The following is a 17,060-nucleotide window of genomic DNA, read 5'->3' as shown; positions in this document are numbered from 1 at the left end:
CATTCCAGGAGGTCTGCCCGCAATGCCCGAAACCACAGCCGCCCCGGCCCGTGTCTGCCTGCTCGACGATGGTTACAGCCGCGAGGCACGTTCGCTGCTGTACAACGCCTACCGCCACGAGCCCACCTTCGCCTACATCTTCGAAGCCCAGCGCCCCGGGTATGAGCGGCGCCTGCGGGTGATGGTGCGCGAATGGGTGCGCCAGCACTTCTACCTGCAACTGCCCGCCATCGGCCTGCTGGTCGAGGACCGCCTGATTGCCCTGGCCCTGATCGTGCCGCCGCAGCGCCGGCTGGGCGTGGCCGACAGCTGGGCCTGGCGCCTGCGCATGATGCTGGGTACCGGCCTGCGCTGTACGCGGCGCTACATGGACTACCAGGCTGCATTGGCCAGCTGTCTGCCCACTGACCAGGTGCATGTGTTGCCTTTGCTGGGGGTGCACCCGCAGTTTCAGGGCAAGCACTACGGCGAGCAATTGTTACAAGCTGTGCACGACTGGTGCGCGGAAGACCCAGGCACCCAAGGGGTGGTGCTGGACACCGGTAACGAGCACTACCTGGCTTTTTACCAGCGTCAGGGTTATGAGGAAATTGGTGAAGTAGCTGTAGGACCAATCCGAGAGAGGGTGTTCTTTCATCCTAATCCAGTCTCTTCAAAACCCGCTTTTGCCTGAACAGGCCGCCGGGCGGCTCCCTTGAGCGCCTGGCTCTGGTAGCATGCGCCGCATGACGTATTCAGGAAGATTGACCTGGGGCCTGGTATTCTGGGTCGCCAGTTTCGCAGCATGGGGCCAGAGCGAGTTGTTGGTGAAGGTGAAACCGGCCAACAAGGCGCTCAAGGCCAATGTCGAAGGCTATATAGGCACATTGGGTGACCGCGACGAAGAAGCACTTTTACGCTTCAGTCGCGGGGCAGAGGAGCAGGCGCGCAAAGCGGCGCAGGCACTTGGCTACTATCAAACGCAGATCGATACTGAGGTCAAGCCTGCCAGCGACGCCGACCATCCCCCGCAACTGATCATCAGCATCAACCCGGGCGAACCGATTCGCCTGCGCAACGTGACCGTGCGCATCGAGGGCCCTGCCAGCGAGATGAAGGCCTTCCGCGTGCCTGACAGCAAGGCCCTGCGTGCGGGTGAACAACTCAATCACGGCCATTACGAGGATGCCAAGCGGTTGATCCAGAACCAGGCGTCGCGCTATGGCTTCTTCAGTGGACGCTTCAGTAGCCAGCGCCTGGCCGTTGACCCACAAGCGGGTGTGGCGGATATCGAACTGGTCTACCAGAGTGGCCCGCGTTATCGCCTGGGCGCCGTCACCTTCGGTGGCGACGCGCCGCTGGACGAGGACCTGCTGCAGCGCATGGTTTCGTTCAAACCGGGCACCCCTTACGACTCGGAACTGATCGCGGAACTGAACAACGACCTGCAATCGAGCGGCTATTTCGAAGGCGTGCGTGTGGATGCGGCACCCACTGCTGCTGTGGGCGAAGAAGTCCCGGTGGATGTTCACCTGGAAACCCGTAAACCACGCACCATGGGCCTTGGCCTGGGCTTCTCGACCGACGTCGGGCCGCGCGGCAAGGCCAACTGGACCCGCCACTGGGTCAACCCACAAGGCCACAGCTATGGCTGGGAAACCGAACTGTCGGCCCCGCGCCAGAACGTCGGCCTGTGGTATGACATTCCGCTTGATCCGCCGCTGACCGACAAGCTGCGCTTTGCCGGTGGCTACCAGAACGAGGAGCTTGCCGGCACCGACACGCTCAGCAAGCTGTTGACGGTCGGCCCCGAGTGGCACAGCAAGCTGCCCAGTGGCTGGCAGCGGGTGATTTCGCTCAAGTACCAACGCGAAGAATATCGCCTGGGTGACGACTCCGGTTTGAGCAACCTGCTGATGCCAGGCGTCAGCTATTCCTTCCTGCGCAGTGACAACCGCATCGATCCGCACAATGGCTATCGCCTGCAGTTCGATGTTCAAGGTGCCAAGGAAGGGCTGGTTTCCGACACCAACCTGCTGCACGGCAACGTATTGCTCAAAGGCCTGACCACGCTCGGCCACAACCATCGCTTTCTCGGGCGCGTACAGTTTGGTGGCAGTGCGACCAATGGCTTCAAGAACAACATTCCGCCGTCGCTGCGTTTCTTCGCGGGTGGCGACCAGAGTGTGCGCGGTTACGACTACCAGACCCTGTCGCCTAAGAACAGCGACGGTGACCGTATTGGCGGGCGCTACCTGGTGGCAGGCAGTGTCGAGTACCAGTATTCGCTGACCGAAAAATGGCGGGTCGCGACGTTCGTCGACCAAGGCAACTCGTTCAATGACCTGGAGCTGCCCAGCCTCAAGACCGGTGTCGGCTTTGGTGTGCGCTGGGTATCGCCGGTCGGGCCGCTGCGCCTGGACCTGGCCAAGGCGCTGGATGACGAAGGGGGCATTCGTCTGCACTTTTCCATGGGGCCCGAGCTGTGAAACGCGTAATCAAATTTACTTCACTGGGCCTGCTGGGGGGCGTCGCGAGCATGGGCCTGGTGCTCGGCTTGCTGCTGGGTACCCAGGCCGGCAGCCGCTGGGCACTGGGCAAGGTGCCCGGGCTTGAAGTGGCCGACTTCCAGGGTCGCCTGGCGGGCAGTTGGCAGGCCAGCCGGCTGACCTGGGCCGACGGCGGCAGCAAGGTAGAGATGCAGGCGCCGTCGCTGGCCTGGTCGCCTGCTTGCTTGCTGCGCGCTACCTTGTGCATTGACCGGTTGCAGGCAGACCGCATTGACATGGCCTTTGCGCCAAGCACCGAACCGACCGAGAGTGCCCCGCTGCAATTGCCGACCCTGCGCTTGCCGCTGGCCATCGAACTGGGTGAGGTCAAGGTCGGGCAGCTGCGCCTGGATGGCAGCGACCTGCTTGGCGATTTGCAACTGGCTGCGCACTGGACCAACAGCGGGATACGCATCGACAGCCTGCGGCTGCTGCGCGACGACCTGCAATTGAGCCTGCAGGGTGACCTGCAACCCGAAGGCGACTGGCCGGTAACACTACAGGCGCAATTACAGTTGCCTGCGGTAGACGAAAAACCCTGGCAACTGGCATTGACGGCCAATGGCCAATTGCAGAAGACGCTGGAGCTCGCCGGCACCAGCAGTGGTTACCTCGATGCCACATTGAGCGGGCAGTTGCAGGCATTGGCCGAGCACCTGCCGGCGACCTTGCACATCCGCTCCGAGGCGTTCAAGCCGGCTGGTGCGTTGCCTGACACCCTGCAATTGAACGCGCTCGAGCTCGATGCCAAGGGCGATCTGCTCGATGGCTATCAACTGTCTGGCAGGGCCAGCCTGCCGGCCGAGCAGTCACCGATCGCCTTGCTTCTGTCCGGCTTGGTTGACAGTAAAGGCGCCAGGCTCGATGCCCTGGACCTGACCGCCAGCGACAGCCAACGGGTCAAGCTGCAAGCCACGGCTGACTGGCAGCAAGGCCTGAGCGCCGATGCGCAGCTGGACTGGCAGGACTTCCCGTGGTTGCGTCTGTACCCACTGGAGACACCGCCCGAGGTCACCCTCAAGCGCTTCAATACCCAGGTGCATTATCGTGATGGCAATTACCAGGGGACTTTCACGGGGGACCTGGACGGCCCGGCAGGAGCGTTCAGCCTGGCCAGCCCGTTCGAAGGTGACCTCACCCAGGTGAAACTGCCGCAGTTGGCGCTGACCGCCGGCCAGGGCAAGGCAGCCGGCAGTGTCGCCGTCCGTTTTGCCGACACCCTGGCCTGGGATGTCGACCTGCAGCTCTCCGCGCTCGACCCTGCCTATTGGCTGGCCGAGCTGCCCGGTACCCTGGCGGGGCCACTGCGCAGCAAAGGCGAACTGAAAGGCGATGCACTTACCCTCGATGCCCAGCTTGACCTCAAAGGCCGCCTGCGTGGCCAGCCAGCCATGCTCAAGGCCGAGGCCCAAGGGGCAGGGCAAAGCTGGACCCTGGGCGCACTGGCTATCCAGCTGGGTGACAACCGCATCAACGGCAGTGGCAGCGTGCAACAGCGCCTGGCGGGGCAAATCGACCTTGACTTGCCGCGCCTGGGCCAGTTGTGGCCAAGGCTGCAAGGCGGGGTCAAGGGCCGGCTGGATGTCGCCGGCACCTTGCAGGCCCCGCAAGGTACGCTCACCCTGCAGGGCCAGCGCTTGGCTCAGGGCGAAAACCGCCTGCAGCAGTTGGACCTGGATGCCCGCCTGGACAACGCGCAACGCGGTGTAGTCGGGCTCAAGGCAACCGGTATCCACCTGGGTGATACCGCGTTGGGCACGTTGCAGGCCAACGGCAAAGGCGACATTCGCCAACAGGCCTTGACCCTGGCGCTGGATGGCCCGCAGCTCAAGCTCGACCTTGGCCTGGATGGCCAGTTGAACAAAGGTGACTGGCGCGGGCGCCTGGCCACTGGCCGCATCCAGGCCGGTGGCCAGGACTGGCAGTTGCAGGCGCCCGCACGCCTGCAGCGGCTGGCCAGCGGCCAGCTTGACTTCGGGGCCCACTGCTGGCGCTCCGGCCAGGCCAGCCTGTGTGGCGACGACCAGCGGCTGGCCCCCGAGCCGCGCCTGCGCTACCACCTCAAGCAGTTCCCGCTGGGCAGCCTGGCCCAGTGGCTGCCGAAGGACTTTGCCTGGCAAGGCCTGCTCAATGCCGATATCAACCTGGATATCCCGGCCAGCGGCCCCAAGGGCACTGTCGTTGTCGATGCCAGTGGCGGCACCTTGCGCGTGCGCGACAAAGGCCGTTGGGTCGATTTCCCTTACCAGGCCCTGCGCCTGGACAGCACGCTGGCACCGCGGCGCATCGATACGCGCCTGGCGTTTCGCGGTGAGCGCCTGGGTGAGCTGAACGTCAACGCCCGGCTCGATCCGCTGGGCAAGAACAAACCGTTGTCGGGTGATTTCCGCCTGGCCGGGCTGGATCTGTCGGTGGCCCGCCCGTTCGTGCCCATGGTCGAACGCCTGGCCGGGCAGCTCAATGGCAGTGGTCGGCTTTCAGGCACCTTGCTGGCACCTCAGGTCAACGGCAACCTGATGCTCAGCGGTGGCGAAGTCAGTGGCGCCGAGCTGCCGGCCAGCCTTCAGGACCTGTCATTGCAGGCGCTGATTGCCGGCGAGCAAGTGCAGCTCAACGGTAACTGGCGCAGTGGCGAGGCGGGACGTGGCCAGTTGAGCGGCAACCTCACCTGGGGGCAGGCACTGGGCATGGACGTGCGTCTGCAAGGCCAGCAACTGCCGGTCGCGGTCGAGCCCTACGCCACACTGGAAGTTGCCCCGGACCTGACCTTGCGCCTGATCGATGACAAGCTGGCGGTGACCGGCAAGGTGCAGGTGCCCAAGGGCAAGATCACAGTACGAGAGCTGCCGCCGTCCACGGTCAAGGTGTCGGATGACACGGTAATCGTCGGTCACCAGACCGAGGAAAGCAAACCACCCATGGCAATGGCCATGGACATCGATGTCGAAGTCGGCCGCGACAAGCTGTCGTTCAGCGGCTTCGGGCTGACTGCCAACCTGCTGGGTCATGTGCACATCGGCGATAACCTCGATACCCGTGGCGAACTGAGCCTGGCAGACGGCCGCTACCGTGCCTACGGCCAGCGCCTCACCATACGCCGGGCGCGTCTGCTGTTCGCCGGCCCGATTGACCAGCCATACCTGGACATCGAAGCGATCCGCAAGGTTGACGATGTGATAGCCGGCATCCGCCTGAGCGGCAGCGCCGAGCAGCCGACGACCAAAGTGTTCTCGGAGCCGGCCATGAGCCAGGAGCAGGCGCTTTCGTACCTGGTATTGGGGCGGCCATTGGGCAATACCGGCGAAGATAACAACATGCTCGCCGAGGCGGCCCTGGGCCTGGGCCTTGCCGGGAGCGCCGGCATAACCGGCAGCCTGGCGTCGAGCCTGGGGATCGACGACTTTCAGCTGGATACCGAAGGTTCTGGCAACAGCACCAGCGTGGTCGCCAGCGGTAACCTTACCGAGAAACTCAGCCTTCGTTACGGGGTGGGCGTGTTCGAACCGGCCAACACGATCGCGTTGCGTTACAAGCTGAGCAAGAAGGTTTACCTCGAGGCCGCCAGTGGGCTGGCAAGCTCTCTGGACATCTTCTACAAGCGCGACTTCTAGGCCCGCAGCGTGGCGGCCATCAACGGACGGTGGCCGCCTCGATGAACTCGTTGGTGTCGGGTGAGGGCGGTGGAGCGGTGGCGCGTACCGGGACGATCAGGTTGGTGTATTCCTCGATCAACCGGTTCAGGGCCTCTGGCGGTTCGCTCGCCTGGAACTGCATGCGGATCTGCACTTCGTCGGGGTCGCGGTTTTCGCCCTGGCGGCCTTGGCCACCAATGGTGACCTTGAAGCTCGCGGCCTTGCTCTCGCTCGCGGTCAGCAGTGCCTGCTGCGCCTCGGTGCCTTTGACCCTTACCGACAGGTCGACCTGCATGCGCTCAAGGGCCAGGCCTTTCGGTGACACCAGAGCAAACAGGGGGACGCGCATGATGTGCTGCCCATCCATGGCCACCTCGACCATCTTGGCTTTCATGGGGGCGCCCAGCGCTTCTGTGTCGCACTCGAAAAACTGGTCGAACAGGTTGATGTACTGCTGGGCAATCAGGCTGTTGGTGGCACTGGCGGCTTCTTGCAGGCCGCGGGTAATTTCACGCAGGTCAATGGAGGTCATGGGGGCGGGGGGCTTTTGCAACGATTCGACTCCTCAGGCCAGGGTGTGCCCCTCCGGCTACCGGCAGGAGGGGCTATGGGTCAAGCGCTAGCGTTTTACGGGGTCGGTAGGTTTGCAGGCGCGGCCCGTTTCAAGGTGTCCGCCTGGGATATTTCGTCCGGGCTTTCCAGTGCGGCGGTTCGGACAATGGTTGGCTTGGTTGCGGCGTCAGTGAGGAACTCGATTACCCTCATCATCGCTTCGGGCGGTTCCTGACGCTTCAGGGTCGTGTTGAAGGCATAGCGGGCACGGGTGTCTGTTTTACGGGTTTGCGTGGATTTGTGGCTCACGCTGCCTTTCACGTTAAGCCTGAACGGCCCCCATCCCAGTGAGCCGGTAGCTTCTGCACTCATGTCCTTGTTGGAAACATCTTCCGACATCTGGTTGATAACCAGCTCGAATTCAACATTACCCTCTTCGATGGAAATGTTCGGGTGGGTAATGGCCGCCATCAGCGGCACTTTCATGGTCTTGCTGACCACCCCTTTGTATTCGCCCTGTTCGTCGACGATGGTTTCGTCGTAGTCGAACTGGATGGCTACTGCCTTGCCATCCTGGACACATACCTGCATCAGGAAGTCGGCGTAGGATTTGCTGGCGGTGACCTGCGCCTGGACCATGGCCTGCAAGGGACCGGCGATCATGCGGTCCATCGGCAGGGCATTGATCACGGAGCCTATAAGGCTGTTATCTAACGACATATCGGGAAGCTCGCTCTATCTAGTGGGGTAAGGCCGCCGCGAATAGCAGCCAAGGTGTCCGGGCGTCAGCGCGTGCAAAGCTCCTGGCGCCGGATGTTGCCGATCTGTCGCAGGCTCAGGCCGTACTTGTTGGCCAGCAGGCTGCGGGACAAACCGTTGGCGCTTTCCTTCTGGATCTGCTGGTTGCGCAGCTGACGCAGAAAGTGGTCAGCCTTGGGGATCTCCAGGGCGACCCCGGCAAAGCGCTTGATCAGTGCGTCGAGCGCTTCGGCCGGCAGCACGTCAGCGAGCTTGGTGCGCTCGCGGTGCTTGGGGATGTACTTGGGCCTGCCGCCGTAGGCGCAGGTCAGTTGGTAGGCGTTTTCGATGCCGATACAGTCGATCAGTGCCTGCAGCGAGTGGGGCAGTTGGCTGATATCGATCTGGCTCAAATCTGGCATTTGCATATGGCGCTCCTTCGGGGTAGATGGGATGTGCGACCCGATCACCCGCGGCGTTATGTCGAAGGTGTGAGCAAATTCTGTGCGACAGCCGAGGCGCGTCGCTAGGCGGCATATGGGTTGGGGGTTGTAGCTTCGGTGAACAGGATTTGCAGGCAGCGATATCTGGCGCTGTAGGAAATGGCGTCGACATCTGGCTGTGCTTCCTGGTTTCCTGTCGGGTCGCTCGCGATGATGCGGAGCGGGTGCGGCACCCCTCAATCGCACGGGTAGCTGCTCAGCAAGCTGGCGCTACCCAGATAGGCTTGAGGGGTGGCGCGCATGCCCGGCGGCAACGTGCGCCAATCGACCAGCAGGCACAGCGCGTGCAACGGCTGGCCGTTGCGCTGGCCGATGACCTGGTCGGCAAAGTGGCGGCGGTACAGTACCTGGGTCTGATTCAGAGGCTGTGCCTGGTCGGCCTGCGCCAGCGTTTGTCGGGCCAGGTCGGGCAAGCGGGCTGTGGGCACGCTGAAATGTACCGGTGCAGTTTCGGTCTGCAGGTAACCGGCCTGGCGTACGCGTTGCCACAGTTGTTGCCATTGGCTGGCACCGGCATGGGTGGCCAACTCGCGGCCCAGTTCGAGCAGGTGCTCGGTCGGCGTCTGCTGGGTGTCCAGTGCATGAAGCGAGAGCGGGGTCAGTAACAGCGATGCGAACAACAGGGGTTTGTACATGGTGCCTCCGGCGTGGGTGCTAGGAAGCCCCATGCTTTCAGGCTGACGTCACCCCACCCAGCAGGAAATCCAGCGCCGGGGGCGGTGACCGTTGTATCATTGCCGCGGCTCGTTGCGAGCCATTTGCCCCTGATGTTGCAAGGAACATTCGATGACACACGTGCAGCGCCTCAAATATTCACTTCTGATCATCCTGGTGGTACTGGGCCTGATGCTGGGCCTGTCCCACCTGCAGAAGCAGGGCACGATCAGTGAGCAGACCTTCCAGATGCTGGCCATCGCCATTGCCGTGGTGGTCGTGGTGATCAACGGCATTCTGCGGCGCAAGGTCAAGCCCTGATCTGCGCGGGCCGGCCAGGTATGGCCGGCCATGCGCTCAGCGCGAGGGTGTTTGCTCCAGTACGGCGCGCGCCTGGGGGTTGAGCCTGTAGCACTTGTCGCTACCCAGTTGTATGACGCCTTCGGTACACAGGCGCTTGAGCACTTCACGCACGCTGAGGAACGACAGCGGGATATCCAGCTGTTCCAGTTGTGCGTGCACCCCGCGTACGCCAATACTGCGGCCATTGCGGTCGGCGGCGTGCAAGGCATCGATAACCTTGAGGCGGATCAGGCTGGTGCGCAGGCCGAAGGTGCGCAACAGCTCGCGGATCTGTTCGTTGCCGATTCGTTCTTCAGCAAATACGTCCTGTTCCTTGGACGCTTTGCCTGGCGCGCGCCCGGCCTGGATCGAGGTTTGCGGGTTGTACATGCGAATGCTCCTTTTCGTGGACGAACCCGAAATGTGGGTGGCTCACTTACTAGGACGAATGAGAACGCAAAAACTGCAACCCATTCGTGAAAAAAATGCCTGTTTCTCATCAAGACGTTCCATCGCCTTGTAATACGTAAAATATTCATCTGGCCATTCGTCTGATCGGGATGACCCCCGAACCCGAGGAGTGCCCGTGTTTCCACTTTGCCGTCCCATGACTTGCGCCGGCCTGGCCGCTGCCCTGGTGGCCTTCAGCGTCGGTGTGCAGGCGCAGCCCGCGATAGCCGACGCCAGTGCCCAGATCCGCTATACCCGATACGGCGTACCGCATATCGTGGCCAAGGATGAGCGTGGCCTGGGCTATGGCGTCGGCTATGCCTACGCCCAGGACAACCTATGCCTGCTCGCCAATGAAGTGCTGACCGTGAGCGGTGAGCGCTCACGCTATTTCGGCGCCAAGGGCAAGACCCTGGAGCAGCGTGACAACCTGACCAGCGACCTGTTCTTCACCTGGCTCAATAGCTCAGCGGCGGTCGATGCCTTCCTGCAGGCGCAACCCGCGCCGGTGCAGGCGTTGCTGGCGGGATACGCCAGCGGCTACAACCGGGCGTTGGTCGAACGCCGTCGTCAAGGGCTGCCCGCCGAGTGTGGCGATGGTGAGTGGGTGCGGCCCATCAGCAGCCAGGATCTGGTCAAACTGACCCGCCGTTTACTGGCCGAGGGCGGTGTCGGGCAGTTCGTTGAGGCGTTGGCAGGGGCGCAACCGCCAACGCTGGCCCGTCAGCAATCATCCGCGGGCTTTGCCAGCGCGTTGGCCCGGCAGGAGCGGTTCGCCGCGGAGCGCGGCAGCAATGCGGTGGCAGTAGGCGCGCAGCGTTCAGCCAATGGCCGCGGCCTGTTGCTGGCCAACCCGCACTTCCCGTGGATGGGCGGCATGCGCTTCTACCAGATGCAACTGACCATTCCCGGCCAGCTTGATGTGATGGGCGCGGCGCTACCGGGCCTGCCGGTGGTCAACATCGGTTTCAACCAGCACCTGGCGTGGACGCACACCGTCGACACCTCCAAGCACTTCACGCTCTACCGCCTGCAACTCGACCCCAAAGACCCGACCCGCTATGTGCTCGATGGCAAGTCGCTGCCGATGGCCCGGCAAACCATCCGTGTCGCGGTCAAAGGCACGGATGGCAGCCTGAGCCAGGTTGAGCGGCCGGTCTACAGTTCGCAGTTCGGCCCGGTGGTGCAATGGCCAGGCCGCCTGGACTGGGATGCGCAGGCGGCCTACAGCGTGCGAGACGCCAACCTCGAGAACTCACGGGTGTTGCAGCAGTGGTACCAGATCAACCGAGCCGACAGCCTGGCGGCATTGAAGGGATCGGTCGAGCAGTTGCAAGGTATCCCTTGGGTCAACACGCTGGCCGTGGACGAGGGAGGGCGGGCCTTGTACCTGAACCAGTCGGTAGTGCCCTATGTTGACCAGCAACTGTTGGATACCTGCAGCAACCCGCAGGCACAAGGGCGCCTGGTGGTGCTGGATGGCTCGCGGAGCGCCTGCCAGTGGAAGGTTGACGCGCAGGCGGCGCAACCGGGCATCTTCCCGGCGCGGCTGCTGCCAAGCCTGGAGCGTGGAGACTTCGTTCAGAACTCCAACGACCCGGCCTGGATGGCCAACCCGGCGCAGCCGCTGACCGGCTACTCTCCACTGGTCAGCCGTAATGATCAGCCGCTGGGCATGCGTGGCCGCTTTGCCTTGCAGCGCTTGCAGGGCAAAGCCCGGTTAGGTGTAGATGAACTGCAGCGCATGGTCACCGATGACGAGGTGTACCTGGCCAGCCTGGTGTTGCCAGACCTGCTGCAATGGTGCAAGGGTGCCAGCGCAGATGTGCAGGCTGTGTGCAGCAGCCTGACCGCCTGGAACGGCAAGGCCGACCTCGACAGTGGTATGGGCCTGGTGCACTTCCAGAACCTGTTCAATGCACTGGCCGAGCACCCGGAAAGTTGGCGAGTGGCATTCAACCCGGCCGACCCGCAGCACACCCCGCGCGGCCTGGCTGTCGAGCAGGCGGCGGTGAGCAGGTTGGTACATCAGGCAGCACTGGCGTCGCTCAAGCAGGTCAGTGAAAGTGGCGTGGCCGGGGAAGCGCGCTGGGGGCAGGTGCAACAGGCCCTTGATGGTACGCCGGTACCGGGCGGCCCGCAGGCGCTAGGGGTGTACAACGCGATCTACAGCGTGCCGCACGGGCAGGGCAAGCGGCTGGTGGTGAGTGGCACCAGCTACCTGCAACTGGTCAGCTTTACCGACAAGGGGCCAGAAGCCCGTGGCCTGCTTGCGTTTTCCCAGTCGAGTGAAAAGTCTTCGGCGCATGCCAGTGACCAGACCAAGGCATTTGCGGCCAAGCAGCTGGCGCTGATCCCGTTTACCGAGGCGCAGATCAAGGCAGACCCTGAGTACCGAGAAGTGGTGATCAGTGAGCGGGACAAGGGGGCGGTAGTCAGCCAGCCCTGAGGCGTCAGCCTGCGCCGGCCCATTCGCGGGTAAACCCGCTCCTACAGGGGCCTGCGGGCTTGCCCGCGAGACCCTGTAATGTCAGGAAAACTCGAACGGCGCCAACTGAAAGCCCTGCTCGTCAACCTGCAAGGCCCAACCGCGGCGATCCCAGTCGCCCAGCACGATACGCCGTGCCGGTTGGCCGTCGACCACCAGCTTGTGAATCGCCGGCCGATGGGTATGGCCATGCACCAGGGTGCGCACGCCATGCGCCGCCATCACCTTGGGTACTTCTTCCGGCGTGACGTCGACAATCTCAGTGGACTTCATCCGCGTTTGTGTACGGCTTTCATTGCGCAGCTTGCGCGCCAGCCTGTAGCGGGCCGACAGCGGCAGGTGGCGCAGGATCCACAAGCTCAGCGGATTGCGCAGCAGGCGGCGCATCTTCATGTAGCCCAGGTCGCGGGTGCACAGGGTGTCGCCATGCATCAGCAGCACCTGTTCACCGCCCAGCTCGATCACGCTGGGGTCGTGCAACAAGGTGCAACCAGCGGCATCGCAGAAGGCCTGGCCAATCAGGAAGTCACGGTTGCCATGCATCAGGTAGATGGCCGTGCCACTGTCGCTGAGCCGGCGCATGGCCTGGCAGATCGACTGCTGGAAGGGCGTCATGGCATCGTCGCCAATCCACGCTTCGAAGAAGTCACCAAGGATGTACAGGGCCTTGGCGTGGCGGGCGCGGCCGTCTAGCAGATCAAGAAACGCCCGGGAAATATCCGGGCGTTCTTCTTGCAGGTGCAGATCAGAGATCAGCAGAATCACTCAATGATCTCGGCTTTCTCGATGATCACGTCGTCCTTCGGTACGTCCTGGTGGCCAGCTTTGGAACCGGTGGCCACTTTTTCGATGGCGTCGACCACTTCACGGCCTTCGATCACTTCACCGAATACGGCATAACCCCAGCCTTGCACGTTCTTGCCGCTGTGGTTGAGGAAGTCGTTGTCGGAGGCGTTGATGAAGAACTGCGCCGAGGCGGAGTGCGGCTCCATGGTACGGGCCATGGCAATGCTGTACTTCTTGTTCTTCAGGCCGTTGTCGGCTTCGTTCTGGATGCTGGCGCGGGTTTTCTTCTGGCTCATGCCGGCCTCGAAGCCGCCGCCCTGGATCATGAAGCCTTTGATCACACGGTGGAACACGGTGCCATTGTAGTGGCCGTCCTTGACGTACTGAACGAAGTTTTCGGTAGTCAGTGGCGCTTTCTCGGCGTCCAATTGCAGAACGATGTCGCCGTGGTTGGTGCTCAGTTTGACTTTGGACATGCTGAAACTCGCTCTTTCAAGGCAATCAGAAATTGGGGTGCGCAGGGCGCGGGTTATCACCAGACGCAGGATCAGGCGATCGCGACACATGGCGCGCACTGGCCATTTTGCCAGGCTGCGGCAAAAAGCCGTGATAAATCACATCAGTTTGTCCGGGCGCGGCTGTCAGCAGCTTGACTGCTTCGGCTATGATAGGCCCTTTGATTCAATCGGCCTACCCAGGCTGGACACACGCATTCAAGGATCCTATGAGCAAGCCCACTGCCGACAACGCGCCCAACGCCGCTGCCAAAGGCGCCCCCGCTGTCCCTGCGAACTTCCTGCGGCCGATCATCCAGGCCGACCTGGACTCGGGCAAGCACAGCAGTATCGTCACCCGTTTCCCGCCGGAGCCCAATGGTTATCTGCACATCGGCCACGCCAAGTCGATCTGCGTCAACTTCGGCCTGGCCAAGGAATTCGGCGGCGTCTGCCACCTGCGCTTCGACGATACCAACCCGGCCAAGGAAGACCAGGAGTACATCGACGCCATCCAGAGCGATGTGAAGTGGCTGGGCTTCGACTGGGCCGGCGACGTGCGCTATGCCTCCGACTATTTCGACCAGTTGCACGACTGGGCGGTCGAGCTGATCAAGCGCGGCAAGGCCTACGTCTGCGACCTCACCCCTGAGCAAGCCAAGGAATACCGCGGCAACCTCAAGGAGCCGGGCAAGAACAGCCCGTTCCGCGAGCGTAGCGTGGAAGAAAACCTCGACCTGTTCGCCCGCATGAAGGCTGGCGAATTCCAGGACGGCGAGCGTGTGCTGCGGGCCAAGATCGACATGGCCTCGCCAAACATGAACCTGCGCGACCCTATCCTGTACCGCATTCGCCATGCCCACCACCACCAGACCGGCGACAAGTGGTGCATCTACCCCAACTACGACTTCACCCACGGCCAGTCGGACGCCATCGAGGGCATTACCCACTCGATCTGCACCCTTGAGTTCGAAGGGCATCGTCCGCTGTACGACTGGTTCCTCGACAACCTGCCGGTGCCGGCACACCCGCGCCAGTACGAGTTCAGCCGCCTGAACCTGAACTACACCATTACCTCCAAGCGCAAGCTCAAGCAGCTTGTGGACGAGAAGCACGTCGACGCCTGGGACGACCCACGCATGTCGACCTTGTCCGGCTTCCGTCGCCGTGGCTACACGCCGGCTTCGATTCGCAACTTCTGCGAAATGATCGGCACCAACCGTTCCGACGGTGTGGTCGACATGTCGATGCTCGAGTTCAGCATCCGTGACGACCTGGACCGCACCGCGCCACGCGCGATGTGTGTGCTGCGCCCGCTGAAAGTGGTCATCACCAACTACCCGGAAGGCCAGGTCGAGCAGCTTGAGCTGCCACGTCACCCGAAGGAAGACATGGGCGTGCGTGTGCTGCCGTTCTCCCGCGAGCTGTACATCGACCGCGACGACTTCATGGAAGAGCCGCCGAAGGGCTACAAGCGCCTGGAACCGGCCGGTGAAGTGCGCCTGCGCGGCAGCTACGTGATTCGTGCTGACGAAGCCATCAAGGACGCCGACGGCAATATCGTCGAACTGCGTTGCTCGTACGACCCGGACACCCTGGGCAAGAACCCGGAAGGCCGCAAGGTCAAGGGCGTGATCCACTGGGTGCCGGCCGAGGGCAGCGTCGAGTGCGAAGTGCGTCTGTACGACCGCCTGTTCCGCTCGCCGAACCCGGAAAAGACCGAGGAGGGCGGCAGCTTCCTGGACAACATCAACCCGGCTTCGCTGCAAGTACTCAGCGGGTGCCGTGCCGAGCCGTCGCTGGCCCAGGCGCAGCCCGAGGACCGCTTCCAGTTCGAGCGTGAAGGCTACTTCTGCGCCGACCTGAAAGACAGCCAGCCGGGCCGCCCGGTGTTCAACCGCACTGTCACCCTGCGTGACTCCTGGGGCAGCTGAGGAACCGCCGTGCTTACCATCTACAACACCCTGAGCAAAACCAAGGAAGTCTTCAAGCCGCTGGATGGCAACAAGGTGCGCATGTACGTGTGCGGCATGACCGTGTACGACTACTGCCACCTGGGCCATGGCCGCAGCATGGTGGCGTTCGACCTGGTCACCCGCTGGCTGCGCAAGAGCGGCTACGAGTTGACCTATGTGCGCAACATCACCGACATCGATGACAAGATCATCAATCGGGCCAACGAGAACGGCGAAACCTTCGACGCCCTCACTGCCCGCATGATCGACGCGATGCACGAAGACGAGCGCCGCCTGAGCATTTTGCCGCCGGACCAGGAGCCGCGTGCCACCGACCATATCGCTGGCATGCACGCGATGATCCAGACCCTGATCGACAAAGGGTACGCCTACGCGCCAGGCAATGGCGATGTGTACTACCGGGTCGGCAAGTTCGTCGGCTACGGCAAGCTGTCGCGCAAGAAGATCGAAGACCTGCGTATCGGTGCACGCATCGAGGTCGACGAAGCCAAGCAGGACCCGCTCGACTTCGTCCTGTGGAAGGGTGTCAAGCCGGGCGAGCCAAGCTGGGAATCGCCATGGGGCCCGGGTCGCCCGGGCTGGCACATCGAGTGCTCGGTGATGTCCACCTGCTGCCTGGGCGAGAGCTTCGACATTCACGGCGGCGGCAGCGACCTGGAGTTCCCGCACCACGAGAACGAGATTGCCCAGAGCGAGGCGGCCACCGGCAAGCAGTACGCCAACGCCTGGATGCATTGCGGCATGATCCGTATCAACGGCGAGAAGATGTCCAAGTCGTTGAACAACTTCTTCACCATCCGCGACGTGCTCGAGAAGTACCACCCGGAGGTGGTGCGCTACCTGCTGGTGGCCAGCCACTACCGCAGCGCGATCAACTACTCGGAAGACAGCCTGCGTGACGCCAAGGGCGCGCTGGAGCGCTTCTACCACGCCCTGCGCGGCCTGCCACGGGTGGCGGCCAAGGGTGGCGAAGCGTTTGTCGAGCGCTTCAGCGTGGCGATGAACGACGACTTTGGCACCCCGGAAGCCTGTGCCGTTCTGTTCGACCTGGTGCGCGAGATCAACCGCCTGCGCGACAGCGACGTGGAGGCTGCTGCTGGCCTGGCCGGTCGACTGCGCGAGCTGGGTGATGTGCTGGGTGTGCTGCAGCTGGAGGCCGATGACTTCCTGCGTGCCGGTGCCGAAGGCAAGGTCGATGCGGCTGAAGTCGAGGGCTTGATCCAGGCGCGCCTGCAGGCGCGTGCGGACAAGAACTGGGCTGAGTCCGACCGCATTCGCGATCAGCTGACCGCCATGGGTGTAGTGCTGGAAGACAGCAAGGGCACGACGACCTGGCGCCTGGCTGACTAAAGCAACTGGGGCTGCGTTGCAGCCCTTCGCGGGCATGCCCGCTCCCACAGGTTGGCGCGACATTTCAAGTGTGCGCTATCCCTGTGGGAGCGGGCGTGCCCGCGAAGGGTCGCAAAGCGGCCCCTGCTTTTACTTCGCTAGACCCGCAAGCGGGCAGTGCAATACCAGCCTGGCCCCACCCAATTCGCTTTCGCCAATCTCCAGCCCGAACCCATGCAGGTCGACGATTGCCGCCACGATCGACAACCCCAGCCCGAAGCCGGCATGGTGGTGGCCTCCCACAGGTTGGCGCGACATTTCAAGTGTGCGCTATCCCTGTGGGAGCGGGCGTGCCCGCGAAGGGCCGCAAAGCGGCCCCTGCTTTTACTTCGCTAGACCCGCAAGCGGGCAGTGCAATACCAGCCTCGCCCCACCCAATTCGCTTTCACCAATCTCCAGCCCGAACCCATGCAGGTCGACGATTGCCGCCACGATCGACAACCCCAGCCCGAAGCCGGCATGGTGGTGGCCTCCCACGGGTTGGCGCGACATTTCAAGTGTGCGCTATCCCTGTGGGAGCGGGCGTGC

At 63.0% G+C, this 17,060-nt stretch carries 14 protein-coding genes and 2 pseudogenes; 7 read left to right on the top strand and 9 right to left on the bottom strand.

The features are described 5' to 3' along the window. The first annotated feature begins 22 nt into the window (after positions 1 to 22). From REH59_RS16735 to REH59_RS16725, 3 genes are read left to right on the top strand one after another with little or no spacing between them, the layout of a single operon-like run. Positions 23 to 673 carry a GNAT family N-acetyltransferase gene (locus REH59_RS16735; RefSeq protein ID WP_004576713.1) on the top strand — a complete coding sequence of 217 codons (651 nt, stop codon included), beginning with the start codon at positions 23 to 25 and terminating at the stop codon, positions 671 to 673. 52 nt (positions 674 to 725) lie between these two features. After that, on the top strand, positions 726 to 2,468 hold the full coding sequence (locus REH59_RS16730; protein WP_029380664.1) for an autotransporter assembly complex protein TamA: 1,743 nt from the start codon (positions 726 to 728) through the stop codon (positions 2,466 to 2,468). Continuing rightward, on the top strand, positions 2,465 to 6,139 hold the full coding sequence (locus REH59_RS16725) for a translocation/assembly module TamB domain-containing protein (RefSeq protein WP_128573791.1): 3,675 nt from the start codon (positions 2,465 to 2,467) through the stop codon (positions 6,137 to 6,139). The genes REH59_RS16730 and REH59_RS16725 overlap by 4 nt, the downstream gene beginning before the upstream one ends. Before the next feature lie 19 nt (positions 6,140 to 6,158). On the opposite strand, the gene REH59_RS16720 is transcribed toward REH59_RS16725, so the two are convergent. The 4 genes from REH59_RS16720 to REH59_RS16705 form a co-directional block, all read right to left on the bottom strand. After that, on the bottom strand, positions 6,159 to 6,713 hold the full coding sequence (locus tag REH59_RS16720) for a DUF2589 domain-containing protein (RefSeq protein ID WP_014861323.1): 555 nt from the start codon (positions 6,711 to 6,713) through the stop codon (positions 6,159 to 6,161). Positions 6,714 to 6,787: 74 nt separating this feature from the next. After that, positions 6,788 to 7,432 carry a DUF2589 domain-containing protein gene (locus REH59_RS16715; protein WP_012052541.1) on the bottom strand — a complete coding sequence of 215 codons (645 nt, stop codon included), beginning with the start codon at positions 7,430 to 7,432 and terminating at the stop codon, positions 6,788 to 6,790. A gap of 65 nt (positions 7,433 to 7,497) precedes the next feature. Continuing rightward, positions 7,498 to 7,878 (bottom strand): Mor transcription activator family protein, encoded by a 381-nt coding sequence (locus REH59_RS16710; protein WP_003248057.1) that lies wholly within the window; start codon positions 7,876 to 7,878, stop codon positions 7,498 to 7,500. 251 nt (positions 7,879 to 8,129) lie between these two features. Next, positions 8,130 to 8,588, bottom strand: a complete 459-nt coding sequence (locus tag REH59_RS16705; protein ID WP_014861322.1) for a hypothetical protein — start codon at positions 8,586 to 8,588, stop codon at positions 8,130 to 8,132. A gap of 151 nt (positions 8,589 to 8,739) precedes the next feature. Between REH59_RS16705 and REH59_RS16700 the strand changes: the two genes are divergently transcribed. After that, complete coding sequence (locus tag REH59_RS16700) at positions 8,740 to 8,928, top strand: hypothetical protein (protein ID WP_003248064.1); 189 nt, start codon at positions 8,740 to 8,742, stop codon at positions 8,926 to 8,928. 36 nt (positions 8,929 to 8,964) lie between these two features. Here REH59_RS16700 and REH59_RS16695 read toward each other — a convergent pair whose 3' ends face one another. Then, positions 8,965 to 9,339, bottom strand: coding sequence for a hypothetical protein (locus REH59_RS16695; RefSeq protein WP_003248065.1), 375 nt, complete (start codon positions 9,337 to 9,339; stop codon positions 8,965 to 8,967). Between the two features lie 217 nt (positions 9,340 to 9,556). Here REH59_RS16695 and REH59_RS16690 point away from each other — a divergent pair, with 217 nt between their 5' ends. Next, entirely contained in the window at positions 9,557 to 11,848 is a 2,292-nt protein-coding gene (locus REH59_RS16690; RefSeq protein WP_209019183.1) for an acylase, read from the top strand. Positions 11,849 to 11,929: 81 nt separating this feature from the next. Here the strand turns inward: REH59_RS16690 and REH59_RS16685 are convergent, their stop codons facing one another. Both REH59_RS16685 and REH59_RS16680 read right to left on the bottom strand, forming a co-directional pair. Further along, entirely contained in the window at positions 11,930 to 12,652 is a 723-nt protein-coding gene (locus REH59_RS16685) for a UDP-2,3-diacylglucosamine diphosphatase (RefSeq protein WP_004576710.1), read from the bottom strand. Beyond that, positions 12,649 to 13,149 carry a peptidylprolyl isomerase gene (locus tag REH59_RS16680; RefSeq protein WP_010953805.1) on the bottom strand — a complete coding sequence of 167 codons (501 nt, stop codon included), beginning with the start codon at positions 13,147 to 13,149 and terminating at the stop codon, positions 12,649 to 12,651. The genes REH59_RS16685 and REH59_RS16680 overlap by 4 nt, the downstream gene beginning before the upstream one ends. 248 nt (positions 13,150 to 13,397) lie before the next feature. Between REH59_RS16680 and REH59_RS16675 the strand changes: the two genes are divergently transcribed. Then, a complete protein-coding gene (locus tag REH59_RS16675; protein ID WP_003248073.1) occupies positions 13,398 to 15,101 on the top strand; it encodes a glutamine--tRNA ligase/YqeY domain fusion protein in 1,704 nt (567 codons plus the stop codon). A gap of 9 nt (positions 15,102 to 15,110) precedes the next feature. Then, positions 15,111 to 16,493 carry a cysteine--tRNA ligase gene (cysS, locus tag REH59_RS16670; protein WP_014861319.1) on the top strand — a complete coding sequence of 461 codons (1,383 nt, stop codon included), beginning with the start codon at positions 15,111 to 15,113 and terminating at the stop codon, positions 16,491 to 16,493. 129 nt (positions 16,494 to 16,622) lie between these two features. Here cysS and REH59_RS16665 read toward each other — a convergent pair. Continuing rightward, positions 16,623 to 16,769, bottom strand: a pseudogene (locus REH59_RS16665) (two-component sensor histidine kinase); the annotation flags it as partial. Between the two features lie 87 nt (positions 16,770 to 16,856). After that, positions 16,857 to 17,003: pseudogene (locus REH59_RS16660) on the bottom strand (two-component sensor histidine kinase); the annotation flags it as partial. Positions 17,004 to 17,060: the final 57 nt, after the last annotated feature.

It is taken from the genome of Pseudomonas sp. BO3-4, assembly GCF_034044115.1.
GTDB classification, from domain to species: domain Bacteria; phylum Pseudomonadota; class Gammaproteobacteria; order Pseudomonadales; family Pseudomonadaceae; genus Aquipseudomonas; species Aquipseudomonas alloputida.
Note: the sequence above shows the minus strand (reverse complement) of the source record. Positions and strands in the feature narration are given on the sequence as shown.

Bases quoted from the DNA above. Each gene is read 5' to 3' on its own strand.
- REH59_RS16705 (WP_014861322.1), bottom strand. From the start codon at position 8,588: ATGTACAAACCCCTGTTGTTCGCATCGCTGTTACTGACCCCGCTCTCG.
- REH59_RS16700 (WP_003248064.1), top strand. From the start codon at position 8,740: ATGACACACGTGCAGCGCCTCAAATATTCACTTCTGATCATCCTGGTG.
- REH59_RS16735 (WP_004576713.1), top strand. From the start codon at position 23: ATGCCCGAAACCACAGCCGCCCCGGCCCGTGTCTGCCTGCTCGACGAT.
- REH59_RS16730 (WP_029380664.1), top strand. From the start codon at position 726: ATGACGTATTCAGGAAGATTGACCTGGGGCCTGGTATTCTGGGTCGCC.
- REH59_RS16715 (WP_012052541.1), bottom strand. From the start codon at position 7,432: ATGTCGTTAGATAACAGCCTTATAGGCTCCGTGATCAATGCCCTGCCG.
- REH59_RS16710 (WP_003248057.1), bottom strand. From the start codon at position 7,878: ATGCAAATGCCAGATTTGAGCCAGATCGATATCAGCCAACTGCCCCAC.
- REH59_RS16695 (WP_003248065.1), bottom strand. From the start codon at position 9,339: ATGTACAACCCGCAAACCTCGATCCAGGCCGGGCGCGCGCCAGGCAAA.
- REH59_RS16690 (WP_209019183.1), top strand. From the start codon at position 9,557: ATGACTTGCGCCGGCCTGGCCGCTGCCCTGGTGGCCTTCAGCGTCGGT.
- REH59_RS16675 (WP_003248073.1), top strand. From the start codon at position 13,398: ATGAGCAAGCCCACTGCCGACAACGCGCCCAACGCCGCTGCCAAAGGC.
- REH59_RS16680 (WP_010953805.1), bottom strand. From the start codon at position 13,149: ATGTCCAAAGTCAAACTGAGCACCAACCACGGCGACATCGTTCTGCAA.